The organism is Streptomyces sp. NPDC058371 (genome assembly GCF_042723265.1).
GTDB lineage: Bacteria > Actinomycetota > Actinomycetes > Streptomycetales > Streptomycetaceae > Streptomyces.
On sequence record NZ_JBHXJC010000009.1, the window covers coordinates 239,724 to 260,735 of the forward strand.

The window sequence follows — 21,012 nt, forward strand, 5'->3', positions numbered from 1 at the left end:
CGCTGTTCACAGGACCTTCACGCCGGTTACTGTCCCGGTTCACTGATCAAATTCCGGGTGAGTTCACGTGTCACCGTGCTGGGGAGCACGGTCGTGCCCTGCCCGGATGCTGACAACTGGTCTGTTGGGCTGCGGTCCGCGTTCGTGCGGGTGGCATGGGGTGGGAGTTCGAGTGGCTGCTCGGCGTGCGCGTTTCGTTTCGGTCGGTGTCGCGGGTGCGGTACTGGCCGGTCTGCTGTCGACGATGTCGATCGTCTCGCCGCAACAAGCAGTCGCGGCCGCCGACGACCCAACTCCCATCGTCCCGTCGCAATCGCTGGGCTCCGTCCCAGCGCAGCAGGCGGAAGAAGTCGGCAAGGCACTGCCTGCACCAGACTGGCCGAGCGCCGCTGAGGCGACGGTGGACCTCTCCAAGTCGGCACCAGGCGACCCGGGCAAGGTCACACCCGCCCCATCTGCCCCCGCCACTGGGGACGCCAGTCAGGTCGGCGACGTGGTCCAGGTGGCCCCGGCCCCGGAGGCGGAAGGCGCCACGACGCAATTGGCCTCGGCGCGGCTCGCCGACGGAGAGACGCCCTCGCCGAGCCCCAGCGCCACGGACGATCCCGGTGCGACCGCTTCCCGGAGCCCCGAGACGAGTGGGAGTGCATCGCCGCAGTCCTCGAACCCGGCATCTATGGAGTCGACCGACGACACGGTGCCGCCGGACCAGGTCGATGTTCGCGTGCTGGACCGCAAGGCTGTCGAGCCTGCCGGCGGTGTCGGGCTCGGGCTGCAGGTCACGCGTACCGACGGCGTCAACGAGCCAGGCCAGGTGCAGGTCGGCATCGACTACTCGGGCTTCAAGTACGCCTACGGAGCCGACTTCGCCTCCCGGTTGCGGCTGGTGAAGCTGCCTGCGTGCGCGCTGAACACTCCCGAGACTGAGGGCTGCACCGACAGGGAATTCGTGCCGGTCGAGAACGACACCACCACAGGCATGCTCACCGCCACGGTGACCGCGGCCCCGGATACGGAACCCGTGGGTGCCTCGCCGCAGTTGATGCGCGAGGCGGGAACAAACGGCGCGAGCGTGTATGCGGTGACCTCGAGCTCGTCGTCGGACAAGGGTGACTACCGGGCCTCCACACTGTCGCCGACCGGGTCGTGGGACGTGGCCACCGGCTCCGGGGCGTTCACCTACAACCTGCCGATCCAGGTCCCCGCGCCGCCGATGGGTGTGGCGCCCTCCTTGGCGATGTCGTACAACTCGCAGTCGGTGGACGGCCGTACCTCGGCCAGCAACAACCAGGCCTCGTGGTCCGGCATGGGCTGGGATCTGAACGTCGGGTTCATCGAGCGCCGGTATCGCAACTGCTCCGATGACGGTCTGCCCACGATCGGCGACATGTGCTGGGACTCACCGAACTCGGCGAAGGAGCCGTCCGGCGCGGTCTATGTCATCAGCCTCAACGGCGTCACCTCTGAGCTGATCCAGGACAACAACGGCACCGGCGCCTACCACTTGAAGGACGACCCGGGCTGGCACGTCCAGCGCCTGTTCAACGGCCATGGTGCGGGCCGCGATGGCGAGTACTGGGTGATCTCCACTCAGGACGGACACCGCTACTACTTCGGCTGGGGCCGTTCCGAACGCACCGGCACCGCCACCGCTTCCGTATTCACCGAGCCTGTCGTCGGCAACGACGCGGGGGAGCCGTGCCACGACCAGTTCCCCGAGCCGTGCACGCAGGCCTGGCGGTGGGGCCTCGACCGGGCGGTGGACGCCAACGAGGTCGAGACCATGTACTTCTACGACAAGGAGTACAACCACTACCGCTCCGTGGCCAACTCCGACAAGGCGCGCGAGTACGTCTCCTCGGGCTATGTGAAGGAGATCCAGTACGGCTGGTCCTCCCAGATTCCGGACGGCAAGGTTCCGGCGAAGGTCGAGCTCAGCCACGTCAACCGGTGTATCGAGCGCGTGCAGGAGAACGACCCGCTACGCGATGCACCGGCAGCCTGCCCCACCTTTGACGACAAGCCGACCTCGTATCCGGATGTACCGGTCGACTTGATGTGTGATGGCACATCGGCGGACTACAACTGCGCGGGCAAGACGTATTACCCCACGTTTTTCTCCACCGACATGCTGTGGGACATCAAGACGTACGTCAGCGACCAGGACGGCACGGGCTGGGACCTGGTGGAGCAGTACCAGAACAAGTACGGGATGCCGAACCCGGACGGCACGATCGGCAAGACGCTGTGGCTGGACTATGTACAGCGCAAGACGTACGGCAGCGCCGGCGACGCTGATGACATCGTCCTTCCAGTCATCAACTTTAACCGGGTCGACTTGGACAACAAGGTCGGCTCCACTGAACTGAACTTCCCCCGTATTAAGGAAATTCACGGGGATCTCGGCGCCACGACCACAGTCTCCTACGGCTTTGCCAACGCCTGCGACATCGACCACCTGCCTTCCCAAGCGTCAAACACCCAAGACTGCTACTGGCAGCAGTGGACTCCAGAAGGCGTCACCGACTCCAAAACAGGGTGGTTCAAGAAATTCCTGGTCACCCAGGTGAAGGACGACCCGACCGTCACCGACAACCAGGACGGCGCGCCGGTGATGACCACGTCGTACACCTACGATGACGGGGCAGGCTGGCGCTTCACCAACGATCCACTCGCCAAGGACGAGGACGAGACCTGGTCTGACTGGCGCGGATACCAGGAAGTCCAGGTCACCACTGGCGCCGATACCGGTCAGAAGACCATGAAGTACTGGCTGTACCGCGGCCTCTCGGGGGACCGGACCTCCAAAACGGATCAGTCGGCGACCAGAACTGTCACGGTCGACGATGGCGACGGCAACAACTACACCGACCATGACTGGCTATCCGGACAGACTCTGTCGACGTCCCTGCGGGACGACAAAAACACCTCACACGAGCGGACTTACCACTCGTACTGGGACCACAACACTGCCCAGTACGACGGCTTGCCCGACGCCCGATTCGTCCGCGAATCCAAGACCACTACAAGGACACTGACCAAGGCCGGCACCTGGCGCGAGCACATCGTCGATAGCCAGTACGACGACAGTGAGGGGGCCTCCACTACCTTCGGTCTTCCGATGCGGACCGAGGACCGGGGCGAGAGCGACGTCTCCGACAACCGTTGCACCACCTTCGGGCGCGCCTACAACACCGACAGCTATGACTCCACCGGAGCCCAGCGCTGGACGGTTCTGCCCGACCAGGTCAAGCACTACTCGGTGGGCTGCGCCAGTGCCGCGGACAGCAACCAGGACAGTTACGCCACCACCCTCTACGACGGTTCTGACGCCGTGGCGAACAACCACCCCGTCGACGGCAACGTGACCGAGGCCCGCGTGTACACCAAGGCCGGGACCTACCACTCCACGTGGTCCGGATACGACGACGCCGGACGAGCCATCTGGACCGAGGACGGCAAGCACAACCGCACCACCACCACCTACAGCCCATCAAACACCTGGCCTCTGGACGGCATCACCACCTCCACACCTGACCCCGACGGCGCAGCCTCAGCCAGAGGTCCGCTCACCACCACCGTGTGGATGTCCCGCTACTGGGCACTTCCGACCACGACGAGGGACGCCAACAGCAACGTCACCAAAGCGACGCTGGATTCCACCGGACGCCCGGTGGAGGTGTGGGAACCAACCGAGACCGGCAACTCGCCGTCGATCAAGTTCACCTACACCATCCCCAAGTCCACCAACAGCGCCGGAGTTCCCGACTCGGTGGACGGCTATCCGCACATCGCCACGCACATCTTGCAGTCCGGCACGACCTATCTCTCCGCATACCAGTACACCGACGCGCTCGGACGCGCCCGGGAGACGCAGAGCCCACTGCCGTCCGACCTCGCACCCGGGACGACCCAGACAGTCCCCTACCGGCAGGTGGCGGTGACCCGCTACGACTCAGCAGGACAGGTCACCGGCACCTCGGCAGTCTTCCGCAACCAAGGCACCGCCGGCTCGGGCGGCCCCTCCAGCCCCGAGCCCAAAGACCTTCCCTCCTACAACGACCTTGTCTTGGACTGGGCCGGCCGCACAGTGATCTCCGAACTAGAAGTCAAGGGAGCCCCGCAGGCCGTCGGACGCATCACCAACACCTACGACGGCGATTACACCAGCGTCCAGCCCGCCCTGGGCACTCCAACTGAGACCTACACCGACGTCTACGGACAGGTGTCCAAGGTGCTTGAGCACGACGGCGCCTCCACCTTCACCACCGCATACGGCTACACCGGCAAGGGTGAGCTGAAGCAGATCACCGACCCCCGTGGCAACAACACCTTCTACACCTACGACTGGGCGGGACAAGGCACCACAACCGACGACCCGGACGCCGGGGTCTCCTCGACCGAGTACGACGCCAACGGCCAAATCATCAAGACCACCAGCAACAACGGCCAGAACGTCCTGAACTACGCCTACGACTACCTCGGCCGCCAGACATCCATCTACAGCGGATCTGATGAGCTCTCTGCCTGGACCTGGGACGGCGCGAACGTCCCAGGCGGCAAGGGCCGTATGACATCGACCACCAGCCGCGACACGGCCGGCAACACCTATACCACCAAGGTCGGAGCATTCGACGCCCGCGGCCGAGCGTTGAACACCACCATCACCATCCCCGCCGCTGTCACCGGCCTTGCAGGCAGTTACACGAACTCCGTCACCTATGACGCCGCCGACCACGTCACTTCCGTGACCTACCCCAAGGCGGGCGGCCTCGACGCGGAGACGGTCACTACCGGGTACGACGGCTACGGCCGCCCGAACCGTTTGACCAGCTCGCTCGGCAGCTCCGTTTACATCGACGCCACCTCATACGACGCCTACGGGCGCCTCGTGGGACGTAACTACGGCGCCAAGATCGGCGGCAACGGCGTGCAAGCCCAACGCGCCTACAGCTACGACGACAGCAACGGCACCCGTTGGCTGAAGACCATCGCAACGACCACCACCATCAACAACCTCATCAGCGAAGCCCAGAAGGACAGCTACGACTACGATCTCGCCGGCAAGATCACAGAACTACGCGAACAAGCCAACGGCCAGACCGCACAGTCCCAGTGCTTCCGGTACGACGATCAATCCCGTCTGACACTTGCCTTCACCCACACCGGAACGGGAATCTGCGCCGACAAGACGAAGACCACTTCGGACTTCAAGGGCACCTCCTTCTACCAGACCGCTTACAGCTACGACCGTATGGGCAACCTCCAGTCGGTCACGGATACCAATGCTTCCGGCACCGCCACCCTTCGCGACTACCTCTACCCCGGCTACGACGACGCCGGCACCTGGACCACCGCGAACGCAGACTGGCCACACGGCGTCCGAAAGATCAACAAAACCGCCGGGGGCAGTACCACCCTGGCGGGCACCTACACGTACTACCCCGACGGCACCATGCAGCGGCGCATCGAAGGCGGTACGACCACCGACTACAGCTGGACCAAGCAAGGCCAGCTGAACACGGTCAAGACCACCAAGGACAGCGGCAGCGAACTCACCCGTTACGCCTACACCGCCGACGGCAGCCTCCTGGTCCGCACAACGCCACAAGAGACGGTCGCCTCCATCGGCGGCATGGAATTGCGCACCACCAACGGCACCGCCGTCTCCGCAACTCGCTATTACACCTCCGGTGGCTCGACCGTGGCGATGCGGAGCACGAAGGGCACCACCGCAGGCGACGGCAAGCTCACCTACCTCATGGCCGACACCCAGGCCTCCACTCAGCTCGCTGTCGACGCAACAACCGGCGCCTCAACCCGCCGCCGCTACACCCCCTTCGGCGACGAACGCAGCGGCAGCCTGCCCGCCGGAACCGACGCCGGCTTCCTGGGCCAGACCGAGGACACCAGTACAGGCCTATCTCTCCTCGGAGCCCGGGCCTACGACCCCGGCCTCGGCCGCTTCCTGAGCCCCGATCCACTCAGCGCTCCATACCACCCTCAGAATCTCTCCGCCTACAGCTACAGCAACAACAATCCCGTCAACGACAGCGACCCGACCGGGTTGTGCGCGGAGATCGACTGCTCGACGCGTTCCACGCCTGACCATGAGAACACCACCCCCGGCCATGTCCCGGGAAAGCCAAAGAAGAGCCAGAACGCTAAGGCGGCGCAGCAGGTAGGGACGGCCCCGCCTGTGCTACCCAAGAACACAGTGGAGGTCTACCCCGGCGTCACAGCGCCAGTCGATTGGCCATACCTGGACCAGTTCACGCAACTGCTTAACCAGCAAATCAACAACTACTGCCATGAAGACATCGGTTGTCTGGGCGATGCCCAGGACTCCGAGGAAGCCTCTCTGGACCGCAAGCAGCTCAATCACCTGAAATTCCTTGCATGCATGAGCCTTGGGCATGAAAGTAGCTGTTTGGAGACGGTCGGTGCATCCATGGGCCAGTCCATGGGTTTCCTGTTCGGCATAGGGGACGGGGAAGGGCCTGGAGGTGGCCCCGAAGGTTTTTTGAAGTTCGGTAAATCCGGTGCATGCAAGTGTTTCCTTGCGGGCACCGACGTCCTCATGTCAGACGGAACCACCAAGGACATAGAGGACATCAAGCTCGGTGACACTGTCCAAGCCGCAAACCCTGAAACCGGTGAATCCAGTCCCAGAAAAGTAATTCGTCTTATCGTCAACAATGACGATAAGAAATTTAACGAGCTGTCCATCGCTACAAGTAGGGGCATCGAAAAACTAACGGCCACCCACGAACACCCCTTCTGGTCGCCCTCTGAGCAGGCCTGGATAGCTGCGGGAGATCTTGAATCGGGCATGACCTTGCTGACCGACTCCGGCGGCACTGTCATAGTCACGGGCAGTCATGCGTATACGAAGCGAGCCAGCACGTATAACCTGACCGTTGAAGGCCTGCACGCGTACTATGTGCTGGCGGGCGAGACGCCGGTGCTCGTTCATAACAGCAACTGCGGAATTCGCCCGCATGACAAAGCCCGTGGCGCTGCCGGTGTCGATGAAATGACAGAGACGTTTGAGAAGTTCTACAACAAGTCTGATATCTATAGCGAGAGCTACGGGAATGGACTTGATTTGTGGACTCCTTACGGCAGGCGTCAAGTGGATATCGCAGTCAGGAACCCGAACGGAAACCTTCACCTTTATGAAGTGAAGGTGAATAAATCGAATTACACCAGGGGGCAGCGCAGGAAGGACGAATGGCTAGCGAAGACGTATGGGTTTGAAACCTCGGTCGTCCGGCGCGGTACAGTGTGCCCAATCTGCAACCCCTAACCTGAGAGGATGGCCAGTGAGTAGCGACTTCGGCTTCTGGAAGCGCAGTGTTGGGGATCCTGAGGAAATCTTCGATAACCTTGCTGAGGGTGACACCAGCGACCTTGTTGTGAGCCCTGATGTATTGCGGTTCCGCGAGGAGTTGCTGACTAGATGGCCAGATGTGGAAGACGTTCTTGAGCCGTCTCGGTTCGACCTGGAAGAGGAACCGGATGACGCGGGCAAGTACGTCCTCCTGACCCTTTCCGTCCGTCAACTAGATTATCTCCCTGAGATCCTTGACATGGCGAAGAGGAACGGCCTCGTCGGATTTAGTGGAGTAGCGGGCGAGCCGATTTAAGGCCTCCGATTCGCTGCGCATCCAAGCGTAAAGAGGCGGCCCCTGTAGGTGACACCTACAGGGGCCGTTTTGCGGCTGACGGCAGTAGATGACGGCAACGGCGGTGGACGCCACCTGGCGTTCGCCCCCCTTTTCCTGCGTTTGTTCGGGGGGGTTGGGGGGGTGGGTGGGGGGGTGTGTTTTTTTTCGTGGGGTGCCCCCCCCCCACCGGCCCATTGCGGGCTGACTACGCTGGTGTGACAAGACGTGTACGCAGATCAGCGAGGAGCATCACCGTGGCGGTACGAGCGGTCCGGGGCGCCGTCCAACTGGAACGGGACGAGGCCGGGCACATGGACGAACAGGTCAGCGAGCTGCTGACGGCCGTCCTTGAGCGCAACGGTCTCACCACGGACGACCTGATCAGCATCTGGTTCACCGCGACGCCCGATCTGCACAGCGACTTCCCGGCGGCGGCGGCCCGCAAGCTCGGCATCGTCGACGTACCGCTGATCTGCGCGCAGGAGCTGGACATCGAGGGCGCGATGCCCCGGGTCGTCCGGATCCTCGCGCACATCGAGTCCGACAAGCCCCGGGCCGACGTCGCGCATGTCTACCTGGGCGCCGCCGGCGCACTGCGCAAGGACATCGCCCAGTGAGAAGCGCACTCGTCATCGGGACCGGGCTGATCGGCACGTCGGCGGCGCTGGCGCTGAGGGGACGCGGCGTCATCGTCCACCTCGCCGACCACGACCCCGAGCAGGCCCGTACGGCGGCCGCGCTGGGCGCCGGCACGGACGAGGCACCCGAGGGGCCCGTCGACCTCGCCATCGTGGCCGCCCCGCCCGCGCACGTGGCGGCCACGCTCGCCGACGCGATGGGCCGCGGGGTGGCGCGCGGCTACCTGGACGTGGCCAGCGTCAAGGGCGGTCCGCGCCGCGAGCTGGAGGCGCTCGGGCTCGACCTCTCCTCGTACATCGGTTCGCACCCCATGTCGGGCCGTGAGAAGTCCGGCCCGCTGGCCGCCAGCGGCGATCTCTTCGAGGGACGCCCCTGGGTCCTGACGCCCGACCGGGACACGGACACCGAGGTGCTGAACCTCGCCCTGGAGCTGGTGTCCCACTGCCGTGCCGTGCCGGTCGTCATGGACGCGGACGCCCACGACCGGGCCGTCGCCCTCGTGTCTCACATGCCGCATCTGGTGTCCAGCATGGTCGCCGCGCGACTGGAGAACGCGGAGGAGGCGGCGGTACGGCTCTGCGGGCAGGGCATCCGCGATGTGACCCGGATCGCGGCCTCCGACCCCCGGATGTGGATCGACATCCTGTCCGCGAACCCGGGCCCGGTGGCCGACCTCCTCGCGGACGTCTCCGCCGACCTCGACGAGACCGTTCAGTCCCTGCGTGCGCTGCAGTCCTCGGACGAGTCCAAGCGGCGTGAGGGCGCCACCGGCGTCGAGGACGTCCTGCGCCGGGGCAACGCGGGCCAGGTCCGCGTGCCGGGCAAGCACGGCTCCGCTCCGCGTTCCTACGAGGTCGTGGCCGTCCTCATCGACGACCAGCCGGGCCAGCTCGCCCGTATCTTCGCGGACGCCGGGATGGCCGGGGTGAACATCGAGGACGTACGCATCGAGCACGCCACCGGGCAGCAGGCCGGTCTGGTGCAGCTGATGGTGGAGCCGAAGGCGGCGCCGGTACTTGGGGCTGCGCTGCGGGAGCGGGGTTGGGCGTTGCGGCAGTAGCCCCACGGAGGTAGCCCCACCGGGGGCGGGTCCGCGATGCTCCGGACCCTGGTGGGGGTCCGTGGCAGTCCGCGAGGGCCCGTGGCGGTCCGGGTTCGCCTGCGGTGGCCCGCGGTGGCCCGTGGTGGCCCGTGGTGGCCCGCGGTGGTGCCGCTGAGGGGTGTGGTCGCCCCCTCCGCTCCTGCCCCGTCCCTTCCTGGGGCTCCGCCCGGGACCCCCGCCGGGGGCTCTGCCCCCTGGACCCCCGCTCCTTCAAACGTCGGAGGGGCTGAATCGAGGCGCCAGAGGGGCTGAATCGAGGCGCCGGACGGGCTGGTTCGGAGGCTGTGGGTGGCTTCAGGCGGCTTGTAGCGCCGGTGGGGCCGGGCTGCTGAGATCTGTCGGTACTGCCCGCTGACATTTGCCGGTACTGGGCGGCTCGACGTACCCAGTAACCTTGTGCGGGGCGCGCTCGTGCCCCGTACAGACCTCCAGCTCGCACCAGGAAGGTGTCCTCACCGTGGAAAACGGCGCCGCCCGGACCGCCCCGGCAGTGATTGTCGCCATCGACGGCCCCTCCGGCACGGGCAAGTCGAGCACGTCGAAGGCCGTGGCCGCGCAGCTGGGGCTCAGCTACCTGGACACCGGTGCCCAGTACCGGGCGATCACCTGGTGGATGGTGAGCAACGGGATCGACATCACGGACCCCTCGGCGATCGCGGCCGTGGCCGGGAAGCCGGAGATCATCTCCGGCACCGAGCCGTCCGCGCCGGCGATCACCGTCGACGGGACCGATGTCGCGGGCCCGATCCGTACCCAGGAGGTCACCTCCAAGGTGAGCGCGGTCAGCGCGGTGCCCGAGGTCCGGGCCCTGATCACCGACCTGCAGCGCTCGATCGCCGCGTCGGCGGAGCGGGGCATCGTGGTGGAGGGCCGTGACATCGGTACGACCGTGCTGCCCGACGCCGACCTGAAGATCTTCCTCACCGCCTCCCCGGAGGCGCGGGCCGCCCGCCGCAGCGGTGAGCTGAAGGGCGCCGACGTCAACGCCACCCGCGAGGCCCTGATCAAGCGGGACGCGGCGGACTCCAGCCGCAAGACCTCTCCGCTCGCCAAGGCGGACGACGCGGTCGAGGTGGACACCTCCGACCTCACGCTCCAGCAGGTCATCGAGTGCGTCGTCACCCTCGTCGAGGAGAAGCGGGCCGCGAAGTGAGCGAAGCCCCCTCCGTGCAGGCGCCGTCCGTCCGGGGTGCCGACGTCGGCCGCCGCATCGGCGTCGGTCTGATGTACGGCTTCTGGAAGCCGCGCGTCCTGGGCGCCTGGAAGGTCCCCGCGACCGGTCCGGTGATCTTCGCCGTCAACCACTCGCACAACATCGACGGCCCGATGGTCATGGGCGTGGCGCCCCGGCCGACGCACTTCCTGATCAAGAAGGAAGCGTTCATCGGTCCGCTCGACCCCTTCCTGCTCGCCATCGGGCAGCTGAAGGTGGACCGTGACACCACCGACCGCACGGCCATCACCCGGGCCCTCGGGGTCCTGCAGAACGGCGGGGCCCTCGGCATCTTCCCGGAGGGCACCCGGGGCGAGGGCGACTTCGCGTCGCTGCGCGCCGGGCTCGCGTACTTCGCCGTACGCGGTGACGCCCCCATCGTCCCGGTGGCGGTGCTGGGAAGCTCCGAGAAGAGCAGTCGGTTGATAAAGGGGCTGCCTCCGCTGCGCAGCCGGGTCGACGTCGTCTTCGGCGACCCGTTCGAGGCGGGCGACGGCAGTGGACGACGTACGCGCAAGGCGCTGGACGAGGCGACCGTGCGCATCCAGAAGCAGCTCACGGCGCACCTGGAGAACGCCAGGCGTCTGACCGGACGCCGGGAAGACGCCGGGCGCCCCGCCGAGCACTGGGCGACACTTGAGTAGTGGATCACCCGATATGCGGATGGCCCACCGATCACCACGATGAACGACGAGGTACGGACTTCATGAACGACCACATCCAGCCCGACGGCTCGGCTGAGCACGAGCACGGGGCACTTGGCGATGCCGAGTACGCGGAGTTCATGGAGCTCGCCGCGGAAGAAGGCTTCGACGTCGAGGACGTCGAGGGCGCGATCGGGGAGGCGGGCCATGGTCCGCTGCCCGTCCTCGCCGTTGTCGGCCGGCCCAATGTCGGCAAGTCGACCCTGGTGAACCGCATCATCGGCCGCCGCGAGGCCGTCGTCGAGGACAAGCCGGGCGTCACCCGCGACCGCGTCACCTACGAGGCCGAGTGGGCGGGCCGCCGCTTCAAGCTCGTCGACACCGGAGGCTGGGAGCAGGACGTCCTCGGCATCGACGCCTCCGTCGCCGCCCAGGCCGAGTACGCGATCGAGGCCGCCGACGCGGTCGTCTTCGTCGTCGACGCCAAGGTGGGCGCGACCGACACCGACGAGGCCGTCGTACGACTGCTGCGCAAGGCCGGCAAGCCGGTCGTGCTGTGCGCCAACAAGGTCGACGGACTGAGCGGCGAGGCCGACGCCTCGTATCTCTGGGCCCTTGGCCTCGGCGAGCCGCACCCCGTCTCCGCGCTGCACGGCCGCGGCACCGGCGACATGCTGGACGCCGTCCTGGAGGCCCTGCCCGAGGCCCCGGCGCAGACCTTCGGCACCGCGGTGGGCGGCCCCCGCCGCATCGCCCTCATCGGCCGCCCGAACGTCGGCAAGTCCTCGCTGCTGAACAAGGTGGCCAACGAGGACCGCGTGGTCGTCAACGAGGTCGCGGGCACCACCCGCGACCCGGTCGACGAGCTCATCGAACTCGGCGGTATCACCTGGAAGTTCGTCGACACGGCCGGCATCCGCAAGCGTGTCCACCTCCAGCAGGGCGCCGACTACTACGCCTCGCTGCGCACCGCGGCCGCCGTCGAGAAGGCCGAGGTCGCCGTCATCCTGATCGACGCGTCCGAGAGCATCTCGGTCCAGGACCAGCGCATCGTCACGATGGCCGTCGACGCCGGCCGTGCGATCGTCCTCGCCTTCAACAAGTGGGACTCCCTCGACGAGGAGCGTCGCTACTACCTGGAGCGCGAGATCGAGACCGAGCTCCTCCAGGTGGCCTGGGCGCCCCGGGTGAACGTGTCGGCGCGCACCGGCCGGCACATGGAGAAGCTCGTCCCGGCGATCGAGGCCGCTCTGGACGGCTGGGAGACCCGCGTACCGACCGGCAGGCTGAACGCCTTCCTCGGTGAGCTGGTCGCAGCCCACCCGCACCCGATCCGCGGCGGCAAGCAGCCCCGCATCCTCTTCGGTACGCAGGCGGGCACCAAGCCCCCGCGGTTCGTGCTCTTCGCCTCCGGCTTCATCGAGCACGGCTACCGCCGCTTCATCGAGCGACGGCTGCGCGAGCAGTTCGGCTTCGAGGGGACGCCGATCCACATCTCTGTGCGCGTGCGCGAGAAGCGCGGCAACAAGAAGAAGTAACGGGACACGGGAAAGGGGCGGCTCCGCGAGGAGCCGCCCCTTTCCCGTGTCTCAGAGCCCGCGCCGGGGCGCCGGAGGCAGCGCGGCCGGGATGTGGTGCATACCGGTGCTGTGCTGCCGGCTCCCCGCCTGCCAGATGGCGGTGGCCGTGGCGGTGTGCCCGTGCTGCATGCCGCCGTTGCGCGCCGAGGACGCCCCCGCGCTGTACGAGCTGTACCCGCCGTACGACGAGCCGTACCCGCGGGAACCGTGCGGCAGGCTCCCGAAGGCCGCGAAGTCCGCCTCGTCCTCCCCGCGCCGGTCGCCGGGCAGCGCCCTGAAGGATCTGACCCACTCGGCGTAGAGCGCGTCGTAGATAGGCGTGGCGGAGGAGCCGCCCGGGGGGTCCTGGGCCGGTCGCGCGGACGGGATCGGCTGGAAGGGCTGGCGGCGGGGGGCGTCGTAGGTGTGCACGTATGTGCCAACGACCCTGCCGCCCAACGGATGCGGCCCGGGCCGTGGATTTCGCAGGTCAGCAGGAGTGTGCTCGGCGCATGAGGGAGCCGGAGCGCGACGGTGCGAACGGGGCGGGCACGACGTGGGCAGGCGCCCGGAGCCGTTGCTCCGGGCGCCTGGTGGGGCCGGGTCAGGTGCCGGCCAGCGGCATGGCGCTCGCGACGAGCTTGCCGTTGGCGGCCGCCTTGTCGAGGGCGTCGCGCAGCAGGTCCTCGCGGGGCTGGCGGCCGATGGAGCCGGCCGGCGCCGCGAAGAGCAGGACCTGCTGGTGCTTGTTGGCCGCCGCCCGCCAGCTCTCGGTGACCTGGAGCGGCTGGTGCGCCTGCCACCAGGCGACCGGTGAACCGCCGCCGGTGCCCGGCTGCAGCACGGCGTGCAGCTGGCCCATCGCCAGCAGCACGGACCAGCCGTGCAGCACGGAGGGCGGCTCGGTCAGCTGGGTCACCGGCATGAAGCCCTGCTCGATGAGCAGCGGCAGGAAGTCGTCGCCGACGCCGGTCGTGCCCGGCCGCACGATAGGCCCGGTCGGCTCGACGACGAGCGCCGGGTGCAGCTCTCCGTTGATCAGCACGAGTCCGCTGGTGACACCGAGCACGGCCTGCTCGGGCGCGGCCGGGGCGGGGCCGTCGGCGGTGATGGAGCGGACGGCGCCCTGGAGCTGCTCCTCGGTGACCTGGACGACCTGGGAGGGCAGACAGCCGGCGTGGGCGAAGGCGAGGACGGCGGTCTCGTCGCCGATGAACAGGACGGTGCTGGTGCGCTCCTGTTCCGAGTCGCCCGGGGTGCGGCAGGACGTGCAGTCGTAACTGCCGGGGGCGTTGTCTCCGGCGAGCAGCCGGTCGGCTTCTTCGTCGCCGATCTCGGCGCGTACGTCGTCGCTGACGTCGAGCATGCGCGGCACGGGTGGCTCCTCGGGATGCGGTGCGTGGCGATGCCGGGTGGCTCCCGGCCCATGAACGCGGGGGGTCCCCGGCTCATGAAGAAGACAACGGACGATCTGTGGCCGGAGTCACGCCCGAGAGCGAACGGAATCGAACCATCCGAAGCACAGGGTGAGACAGCACCCGGAATCCGTCACTCCACGCCAACTACTCGGATTTCCAAGGAAGTTGAGGCGGTGAGGTGGGTCACAGATCACCAGGCCGACAGGTCGACAAATCCGGAAATCACCCAATGAAGTGGGTGGCCTGATCTCGACGATACCCCCGGTAACAGGCAACTGGCCTGGAATGACAAGGATGTGGTTGATACCGGGTGGACACGCTCTCTAGATTCCTCCGCCGTGTGCAACTAGCACCGCTCGGGTACGTCCGCCGACCGCACCACAGCCAGCTTGCAGCACCACGTCCGGCGGACGGGGAGGAGTGCGGCGCCCGCGTTCTGTGCGACGGGAGCCGTGCCCCGCCTTGGGGGATCCCGGGTCCTTCGAGAGGGAACTAAATGACCGAATGTGCCGAGAACACTCGTAAGGCTCGTACGACTCGTACGACGGTGGTTCTCGCCGGGGCGGCCATGCTCGCCCCGCTCGGACTGCTCGCCGCGACCGGCAACGCCGCCGCGGCCGACAACGGAGTGTGGGACCGCATCGCCCAGTGCGAGAGCGGTGGAAACTGGCACATCAACACCGGCAACGGCTACTACGGAGGGCTCCAGTTCTCCGCCGGCACCTGGCGCGCGTACGGCGGTTCGGCCTATGCGTCGACCGCCGACAAGGCGTCCAGGTCCGCGCAGATCGCCGTCGCCGCCAAGGTCCAGCGCGCGCAGGGGTGGGGCGCATGGCCCACCTGCTCGGCGCGCGCCGGAGCGTCCGGAAGCGCGCCCGCATCCTCGGGCGCCGGGTCGGCCGGAGGGACGGCCACCACCAAGTCGACGCCCAAGTCGGCCCCGTCGAAGACCGCGAAGCCGTCGAAGGCGCCGGCACGGCCGACAGGCCACACGAACCGCGGTTCGGCACGCGGAAACTACACCGTCCGCGACGGCGACACCCTGAGCGGTATCGCGGCGCGCCACGGGACCACCTGGCGGAACATCTACGCCGCCAACAAGGCCGTCATCGGCGGCGATCCCGATCTGATCGTGCCCGGACTGCGGCTCGCCGTCTGAGCCGTTCACCGTGCTCCGGCACGGGGTCCCACCCGGTCGTCCGACCGGGTGGGGCCCCGTCCGCCCCGGGCGCGGCTCGCGGGCCGCGGAGCGCATGCTGCTTAGCGTGGGCCGATGTACCCCGTCCCGTCCCTCGCGTCGTGTCTCCTGCCGCTCCGGCGTGTCCGGTACGCGGCGGTGCTTGCCGCCACCCTCGCCGCCCTCGTCCCCTCGCGGGCAACGGCCGTGCCACCGCCGCCGCTTCCGGACCCACAGACGGTGCGGGTGCCGTACGACTGTGCAACGGACCAGTGGCCCTGGGGCTGTCTCGCCGAGTGCGAGAGCAGCGGCCGCTGGAACGCGAACACAGGCAACGGCTTCTACGGGGGACTGCAGTTCTGGCAGCCCACCTGGAAGGAGTTCGGGGGGCTCGCGTACGCCCCGCGTGCCGATCTGGCCACGCGCGAGGAGCAGATCAAGGTCGCCGAGAACGTCCTGGCCGCCCAGGGGTGGGAGGCGTGGCCCGACTGTTCCAAGCGGTACGCACTCTCGGGCCGGGTGCATGTGGTGAAGGCCGGCGAGACGCTGTCGTCGATCGCCCGCAGGTACGCGGTGAAGGGCGGCTGGCAGGCCCTCTACCGGGCCAACCGGCAGATGATCGGGAGCCGTCCGGACCGGTTGAACATTGGCACGATGCTGCTCATCCCGAAGGATTCCGGCCGCGCCCCGGCGATGGACCGTGCCCGCTTCGGCGCACCCCGGACGCCCGGGCCGTCGTCCGTACCTCTGCCGCCTCTCCGCTGAACACGACCGTCCCGCGGCGCAGTTCATGGACGTACGTCGTCGCCGTGGCGCGCAGTCCGGGCGGCAGGCGCTGTTCCGCGACGACCACGCACGCGTCGAGTCCGCTCAGCAGCTCGTACGTCCGTGCCGCGACCGCCGGTGACATGCCCTGCGCGGGTTCGTCGACGAGCACCACGCGCGCGCGTGCCAGGAGGACGCGGGAGAGCGCGAGCATGCGCTGCTCGCCGCCGGAGAGGGTGCCGGCGCGACGGGGCAGCAGGGGTGCCAGGGCGGGGTAGGCGTCGAGCGCCGCCTCGAAGGCTCCGGCAGTTGTCCGCCCCGCTGCGGCCAGTTCGAGGTTCTCGCGCACGGTCAGGGAGCCGAAGACGGCCTGCCGTTCCGGAACCAGGCACAGGCCGCGACGGGCCCGCTCGTACGCCGGCAGGCGGGTCACATCGGTGCCGTCCCAGACGACGGCGCCGCCGGACAGGGGGACGGAGCCGGCCAGGGCGCGCAGCGCGGTCGTACGGCCGGAGCCGTTGCGGCCGAGCAGCACGGTGAGGCCGGGGCCGGGCGCGACGAGGGACACGCCGTGCAGCGCCTCCAGGGGGCCGTAGCGCACGCGCGCGTGGCGCAGGGCGATGCTCATGCCTCACCCGCCGCGTCCAGTACCCGGCCGGCGGGCCCCGACGTGACGATGCGTCCCGCCGCCATGACGTGCACCGTGTGGGCCAGGTCCGCGACCAGGTCGAGGTCGTGCTCGACGACGAGCAGGGCCATGCCGTCGGCAGCGAGGGCCCGCAACACCCGGCTGAGGGCGGCCACTTCGGTGCTGTCGAGTCCGGCGGCCGGCTCGTCCAGCAGCAGCACGCGCGGACTTCCCGCGAGCGCGCGGGCCAGCTCGACGCGGCGCAGGGTCCCGGTCGGCAGCCCCGCCGCCGGCCGGGACCGCACCGGACCGTCGAGCCCGAGCAGCCGCAACGCCCGTTCCACGGCGGCCGGATCGACGATCCGGCCCTGCTCCGCGCCGACCCGGACGTTCTCGGCCACCGTCAACGACGGGAAAACGGCGAGCTGCTGAAACGTACGCGCGATGCCGAGCCGGGTCCGCGCGTGGGCGGCCGGCCTCGTGATGTCGCGCTCGCCCAGGAGGATTCGTCCGCGCGTGGGGCGCAGCGTTCCGGCGAGGCAGTGGAACAGGGTGCTCTTGCCTGCTCCGTTGGGGCCCACGACCGCCGTGATCCGCCCGGCACGCACATCCAGGTCGACCCCGTCGAGCGCCGTGAACCCGCCGTAGGCCACGTGCAGGTGCCGGGCGCGCAGGAGCGGGGCGAGGGCGTCCTGGGCCGATCCCGGTGCAACAGGGACGCGCATGTCGCGTTCGGACGCCGACCGCCCGGGCCGGGCGGCGGGGCTCGGTGGCACGGTGACTCGCCTGTACGGATGGGGAGTTGTGGGCGTGGCGTCAGGGGTGCCGGGCGGCGGGGACGAAGGGTTCGCGTCCCGTGGCGGCGCGGGCCGTTCCGCCGGCGAACGCGGCAAGGCGTCCTGGCGCGAGACGCGGATCGTAGCCGGAGTACCCGCCGTGGCCGCAGTCCCCGCTGTGCCGGCCATACCCGCCGTGCCCGGATTACGCGGAGTTCCCGGGGTCCCCGCCGTGCCCGGAGTCCCCGGGGTCCCCGCCGTGCCCGCCGTGCCCGGAGTCCCCGGAGTCCCCGGAGCACCCGAGGCACCCGCCGTGCCCGTCCACGCGCCCGCCAGTGCCGTCGCGCCCGTCGGAGCGGGCCGGACCCGGGGCGCCGTCGCGTCGGCGTTCCGCAGTCGTTCGCGCACCCGGACCCCCAGCGGGGTGAGGACCGGCTCACGGCGCAGGCGGGATGCCGCCGTGCGCAGTGCCTCGTACGGGCCGGCGGGGAAACGTCCGACGAAGACCGCGAGGAACCCGATCAACGCGGCCGCCACCCCGCCCCGCGCCCCCGCGTCGAGCCCCACCAGCAGCGCCGCCGCGAGCAGCGCCCCCAGCACGCTGTCCGCGCCGAGGACGACGACCGCGGCGAACCAGAGGAGGCCGCGGACCGGGTCGAAGGCGCCGGGGTCGAAGGCGCGCAGGCCCATGCCCAGCAGGCCGCCGCCCAGGGCCGCCAGCGCGGCACCGGCCACGAAGGCCGCCAGTTTCAGCGCCGGGACGGGCACCCCCGCCGCCGACGCCCCCGACTCGTGGTCGCGCATGGCCGCCAGGGCCCGGCCGGTGCGGCCCCGGCGCAGCGCGGTCACCGTCAGCAACGCCCCGGCCAGGAGGACGAGTTCGAGGACGTAGTACGCCCGGTCGCCCTCGAAGCCGGCCGGGCGGCCGAGCGACAGCCCCGACGTCGCGTACGGCTGGGCGAAGACGAAGCGACTCACGCCGACCCCCACCGCGAAGGTCGCCAGCGCGAGGGCGAGCCCGTGCCGGCTGATCGCGGGCCAGCCGGTCAGCAGACCCAGCGGGGCCACCAGGAGCACGGCGACCGCCAGGGCCGCGAGTTCGGGCAGCTCCGGCAGGCCCGGGAAGCGGCCCGCCGCCAGCAGCGCCGTGAACAGGGCGCCCAGACCGGCGTACGCCGCCTGCCCCAGCGAGAGCTGGCCGCCGCGGCCCGTCACGACGACCAGGGACAGCAGCACCACCGCGAGCGCCGGGACCTGGACCGACGTATGCAGGTCAGAGCCCGCGAAGCCGAGAGGGAGAAGGAAGAGGACCACCGCCACGGTCCGGGCGCCGGCGGGCAGCGTCACCCGGGGCGCGGCGGCACGGGGGAGGGCGTCGCGGGTGCCGATGCCGGGGAGGACGAGCGCGGCGACGAGCAGCGCGACCACGAAGAGGTTCGCGCCCACGGCCTGGAGCAGCGGCTCGGCCCAGCCCGACGGGTGCAGCCGGGTCAGCTGGCTCTGCGCCACCCCGATGCCCAGGGCCACCAGGACGGCGACCGGCAGACTGCGCATCCGGGCGGCCACCGCCACCGCCATCACCTCCATGACGAGGAGCGGCATGCCGTACGGGTCGAGGCGCACGTACGGCGCGAGGAGCACGCCCGTCAGGCCCGCGGTGAACGACCCGAAGGCCCAGCCGAACGCGGCCACCCGGTCCGCGTCGATGCCCCCGAGCACCGCGAGCGAGCGGTCGTCGACGACGGCCCGCAGCTCCCTGCCGAACCGGGTCCAGCGCGTGACCGCCCCGACGCCCGCCGCCAGCAGCAGAGCCACCGCCAGCTGCCCCCACGGATCCGCCGACACGAGCGTCGGCGCGTCCGCGCGCGCCCCGTTGCCCCAGACCAGAGCGGCCCCGCCGACGAGCAGGACGAAGACGCCGATGGACGCGACGAGCGTCTGTGCCGGTTCGCCGCCCAGCACGGAAAGGGGGCGGAACACGAAGCGCTCCAGGACCAGCCCGGTGCCCGGGGCGACGACGAGCAGGACGACGGCCGCGGCAAGGGGGAGCGGCCAGTGCCACTCGACCGTGAACTGGCGCAGCAGATACGCGCACACCATCGCGATCGCACCGTGCGCGAAGTTGAGCACACCGGTCGCCCGGTGCGTGACGATCAGCCCGATCCCGGTGAGCGCGGCCGCACTGCCGACCGAGAGCCCGGCGAGTGCGAGGTCGTACGTCAGGGACGCCATCAGTCTCCCCGGGCGGCCGGGGACGGTTCGCAGATCGGGCACGGACCGAGGTCGCCGCGTGCCAGGACCGCCGCGTCCGCCGGCACCGCCTCGGCCTTCCCGGCGACCAGGGGGCAGTCCGCTCGGTGCCAGAGCGTCCCGCCCGGCACCATCAGCAGCTCGTCGCTCGCGGCGACGGGCGCGTGAGTCGCCTGCCCGGACTCGTCCAGATCGGCGGGTTCGGCCGCCACCAGCAGGCCGAACAGCTCCTCCACGCGCGCCGCGGCAAGGGCGCTCCTGCCGTGGGTGAGCAGCACAGCGGCCGCGATGATCAGCGCCGCTCCGGGCACCGTGCAGGACGCCAGATACGGCAACTGCCGTTCCGCGTACCGCTCGCCGGAGATGCCGTACCAGCCGATGACGCACAACACCGCTCCGGTGGCGAGCGCGGCCCACCCGGCCCAGATGACGGGGTGCACAGTCCGCAGTCGAGCAGTCCGCATCCGGGGCTCCCACGTCGTGTGTCTGTCCATGTCGGCCAATGGCTTGCACTATGCCTTCTGCAAGCTGACCCTGAAAGCACCGGGAGCACCTGGCCCGGTCCGACACCCGGTGGTGAGCCAGATGGTTCTCGGGAGCGACCTCAGGCAGGGCAAGAGCAGGCGGGGGCGCGGCCCCGGAGAGCGGACCGGCAGGCCACGGCGGGTGGCGGTGGTCGCCGCCGTCGCCGCGCTCGTCCTCGGACCGGCCCTCACGGGATGCAGCGACGACAGCGGTGGCGGGAGCTCGGCGCCGCCCACACCTCCGGTGGAGAAGCCGAGCAGTGCCGAGGCGAGCCCCACGGCTCCCTCCGATCCCGCGGCGGCCGAGCAGGAGATCACGCGGAACTGGGAGAAGTTCTTCGACCCGGCCGTCTCCGCGAAGGACAAGCGGGCCGTCCTGGAGAACGGCGACAAGATGACCGAGGTCCTGCAGAGCTTCAACGGCGACAAGCGGGGCGAGGAGGTCAAGGCGAAGGTCGAGAAGGTCGAGTTCACGTCGCCCACCGGGGCCGACGTCACGTACTCCCTGACCCTCAAGGGCGCGACGGCCCTGCCGGGGGCGTCCGGGACTTCCGTCGAGCAGGACGGCACCTGGAAGGTGTCCGTCAAGACGCTCTGCGCGTTGGTCCAGCTGAGCGGCAACGCGTCCCCCGGGCCGGGCTGCTGAC

At 69.2% G+C, this 21,012-nt stretch carries 15 protein-coding genes; 10 read left to right on the forward strand and 5 right to left on the reverse strand.

The annotated features are described in order from the left end of the window. Positions 1-172 precede the first annotated feature (172 nt). From ACFWM2_RS25770 to der, 7 genes are all read left to right on the forward strand, one after another. A complete protein-coding gene (locus ACFWM2_RS25770; protein WP_383284339.1) occupies positions 173-7,309 on the forward strand; it encodes an RHS repeat-associated core domain-containing protein in 7,137 nt (2,378 codons plus the stop codon). Between the two features lie 16 nt (positions 7,310-7,325). Further along, positions 7,326-7,649: a hypothetical protein gene (locus tag ACFWM2_RS25775; protein ID WP_383284342.1), complete on the forward strand. Its 324-nt coding sequence runs from the start codon at positions 7,326-7,328 to the stop codon at positions 7,647-7,649. Between the two features lie 275 nt (positions 7,650-7,924). Beyond that, positions 7,925-8,287, forward strand: coding sequence for a chorismate mutase (gene aroH, locus ACFWM2_RS25780; protein ID WP_383284345.1), 363 nt, complete (start codon positions 7,925-7,927; stop codon positions 8,285-8,287). Continuing rightward, the gene (locus ACFWM2_RS25785) at positions 8,284-9,369 is read left to right on the forward strand and encodes a prephenate dehydrogenase (RefSeq protein WP_383284347.1); all 1,086 of its coding nucleotides are present in this window, start codon (positions 8,284-8,286) and stop codon (positions 9,367-9,369) included. The genes aroH and ACFWM2_RS25785 overlap by 4 nt, the downstream gene beginning before the upstream one ends. Before the next feature lie 499 nt (positions 9,370-9,868). Further along, positions 9,869-10,564, forward strand: a complete 696-nt coding sequence (cmk, locus tag ACFWM2_RS25790) for a (d)CMP kinase (protein ID WP_383284350.1) — start codon at positions 9,869-9,871, stop codon at positions 10,562-10,564. Next, positions 10,522-11,268 (forward strand): lysophospholipid acyltransferase family protein, encoded by a 747-nt coding sequence (locus ACFWM2_RS25795; RefSeq protein ID WP_383284353.1) that lies wholly within the window; start codon positions 10,522-10,524, stop codon positions 11,266-11,268. The genes cmk and ACFWM2_RS25795 overlap by 43 nt, the downstream gene beginning before the upstream one ends. Before the next feature lie 62 nt (positions 11,269-11,330). Next, entirely contained in the window at positions 11,331-12,806 is a 1,476-nt protein-coding gene (gene der, locus ACFWM2_RS25800) for a ribosome biogenesis GTPase Der (RefSeq protein WP_383284356.1), read from the forward strand. Between the two features lie 51 nt (positions 12,807-12,857). Here der and ACFWM2_RS25805 read toward each other — a convergent pair whose 3' ends face one another. Beyond that, the gene (locus tag ACFWM2_RS25805; protein ID WP_383284358.1) at positions 12,858-13,259 is read right to left on the reverse strand and encodes a hypothetical protein; all 402 of its coding nucleotides are present in this window, start codon (positions 13,257-13,259) and stop codon (positions 12,858-12,860) included. Positions 13,260-13,431: 172 nt separating this feature from the next. Next, positions 13,432-14,202 (reverse strand): hypothetical protein, encoded by a 771-nt coding sequence (locus tag ACFWM2_RS25810; protein ID WP_383284360.1) that lies wholly within the window; start codon positions 14,200-14,202, stop codon positions 13,432-13,434. Positions 14,203-14,741: 539 nt separating this feature from the next. Here ACFWM2_RS25810 and ACFWM2_RS25815 point away from each other — a divergent pair. Then, positions 14,742-15,404, forward strand: a complete 663-nt coding sequence (locus tag ACFWM2_RS25815) for a transglycosylase family protein (protein WP_383284363.1) — start codon at positions 14,742-14,744, stop codon at positions 15,402-15,404. 114 nt (positions 15,405-15,518) lie between these two features. Then, positions 15,519-16,187 (forward strand): transglycosylase family protein, encoded by a 669-nt coding sequence (locus ACFWM2_RS25820; protein WP_383284365.1) that lies wholly within the window; start codon positions 15,519-15,521, stop codon positions 16,185-16,187. On the opposite strand, the gene ACFWM2_RS25825 is transcribed toward ACFWM2_RS25820, so the two are convergent. The 3 genes from ACFWM2_RS25825 to ACFWM2_RS25835 are packed head-to-tail and all read right to left on the reverse strand — an operon-like array spanning position 16,084 to position 20,305. Beyond that, complete coding sequence (locus ACFWM2_RS25825; protein ID WP_383284368.1) at positions 16,084-16,815, reverse strand: ABC transporter ATP-binding protein; 732 nt, start codon at positions 16,813-16,815, stop codon at positions 16,084-16,086. The genes ACFWM2_RS25820 and ACFWM2_RS25825 overlap by 104 nt on opposite strands. After that, entirely contained in the window at positions 16,812-19,823 is a 3,012-nt protein-coding gene (locus ACFWM2_RS25830) for an ATP-binding cassette domain-containing protein (RefSeq protein WP_383284371.1), read from the reverse strand. Before ACFWM2_RS25830 ends, ACFWM2_RS25825 begins: the two co-directional genes overlap by 4 nt. Further along, positions 19,823-20,305: a hypothetical protein gene (locus ACFWM2_RS25835; protein ID WP_383284374.1), complete on the reverse strand. Its 483-nt coding sequence runs from the start codon at positions 20,303-20,305 to the stop codon at positions 19,823-19,825. Before ACFWM2_RS25835 ends, ACFWM2_RS25830 begins: the two co-directional genes overlap by 1 nt. Positions 20,306-20,426: 121 nt before the next feature. Between ACFWM2_RS25835 and ACFWM2_RS25840 the strand changes: the two genes are divergently transcribed. Continuing rightward, entirely contained in the window at positions 20,427-21,011 is a 585-nt protein-coding gene (locus ACFWM2_RS25840; protein ID WP_383284377.1) for a hypothetical protein, read from the forward strand. The last annotated feature ends 1 nt before the right edge of the window (position 21,012 follow it).

Excerpts from the sequence above, each read along its gene's own strand:
- der (WP_383284356.1), top strand. The coding sequence starts at position 11,331 with ATGAACGACCACATCCAGCCCGACGGCTCGGCTGAGCACGAGCACGGG.
- ACFWM2_RS25815 (WP_383284363.1), top strand. The coding sequence starts at position 14,742 with ATGACCGAATGTGCCGAGAACACTCGTAAGGCTCGTACGACTCGTACG.
- ACFWM2_RS25820 (WP_383284365.1), top strand. The coding sequence starts at position 15,519 with ATGTACCCCGTCCCGTCCCTCGCGTCGTGTCTCCTGCCGCTCCGGCGT.
- ACFWM2_RS25825 (WP_383284368.1), bottom strand. The coding sequence starts at position 16,815 with ATGAGCATCGCCCTGCGCCACGCGCGCGTGCGCTACGGCCCCCTGGAG.
- ACFWM2_RS25830 (WP_383284371.1), bottom strand. The coding sequence starts at position 19,823 with ATGGCGTCCCTGACGTACGACCTCGCACTCGCCGGGCTCTCGGTCGGC.
- ACFWM2_RS25835 (WP_383284374.1), bottom strand. The coding sequence starts at position 20,305 with ATGCGGACTGCTCGACTGCGGACTGTGCACCCCGTCATCTGGGCCGGG.
- ACFWM2_RS25840 (WP_383284377.1), top strand. The coding sequence starts at position 20,427 with ATGGTTCTCGGGAGCGACCTCAGGCAGGGCAAGAGCAGGCGGGGGCGC.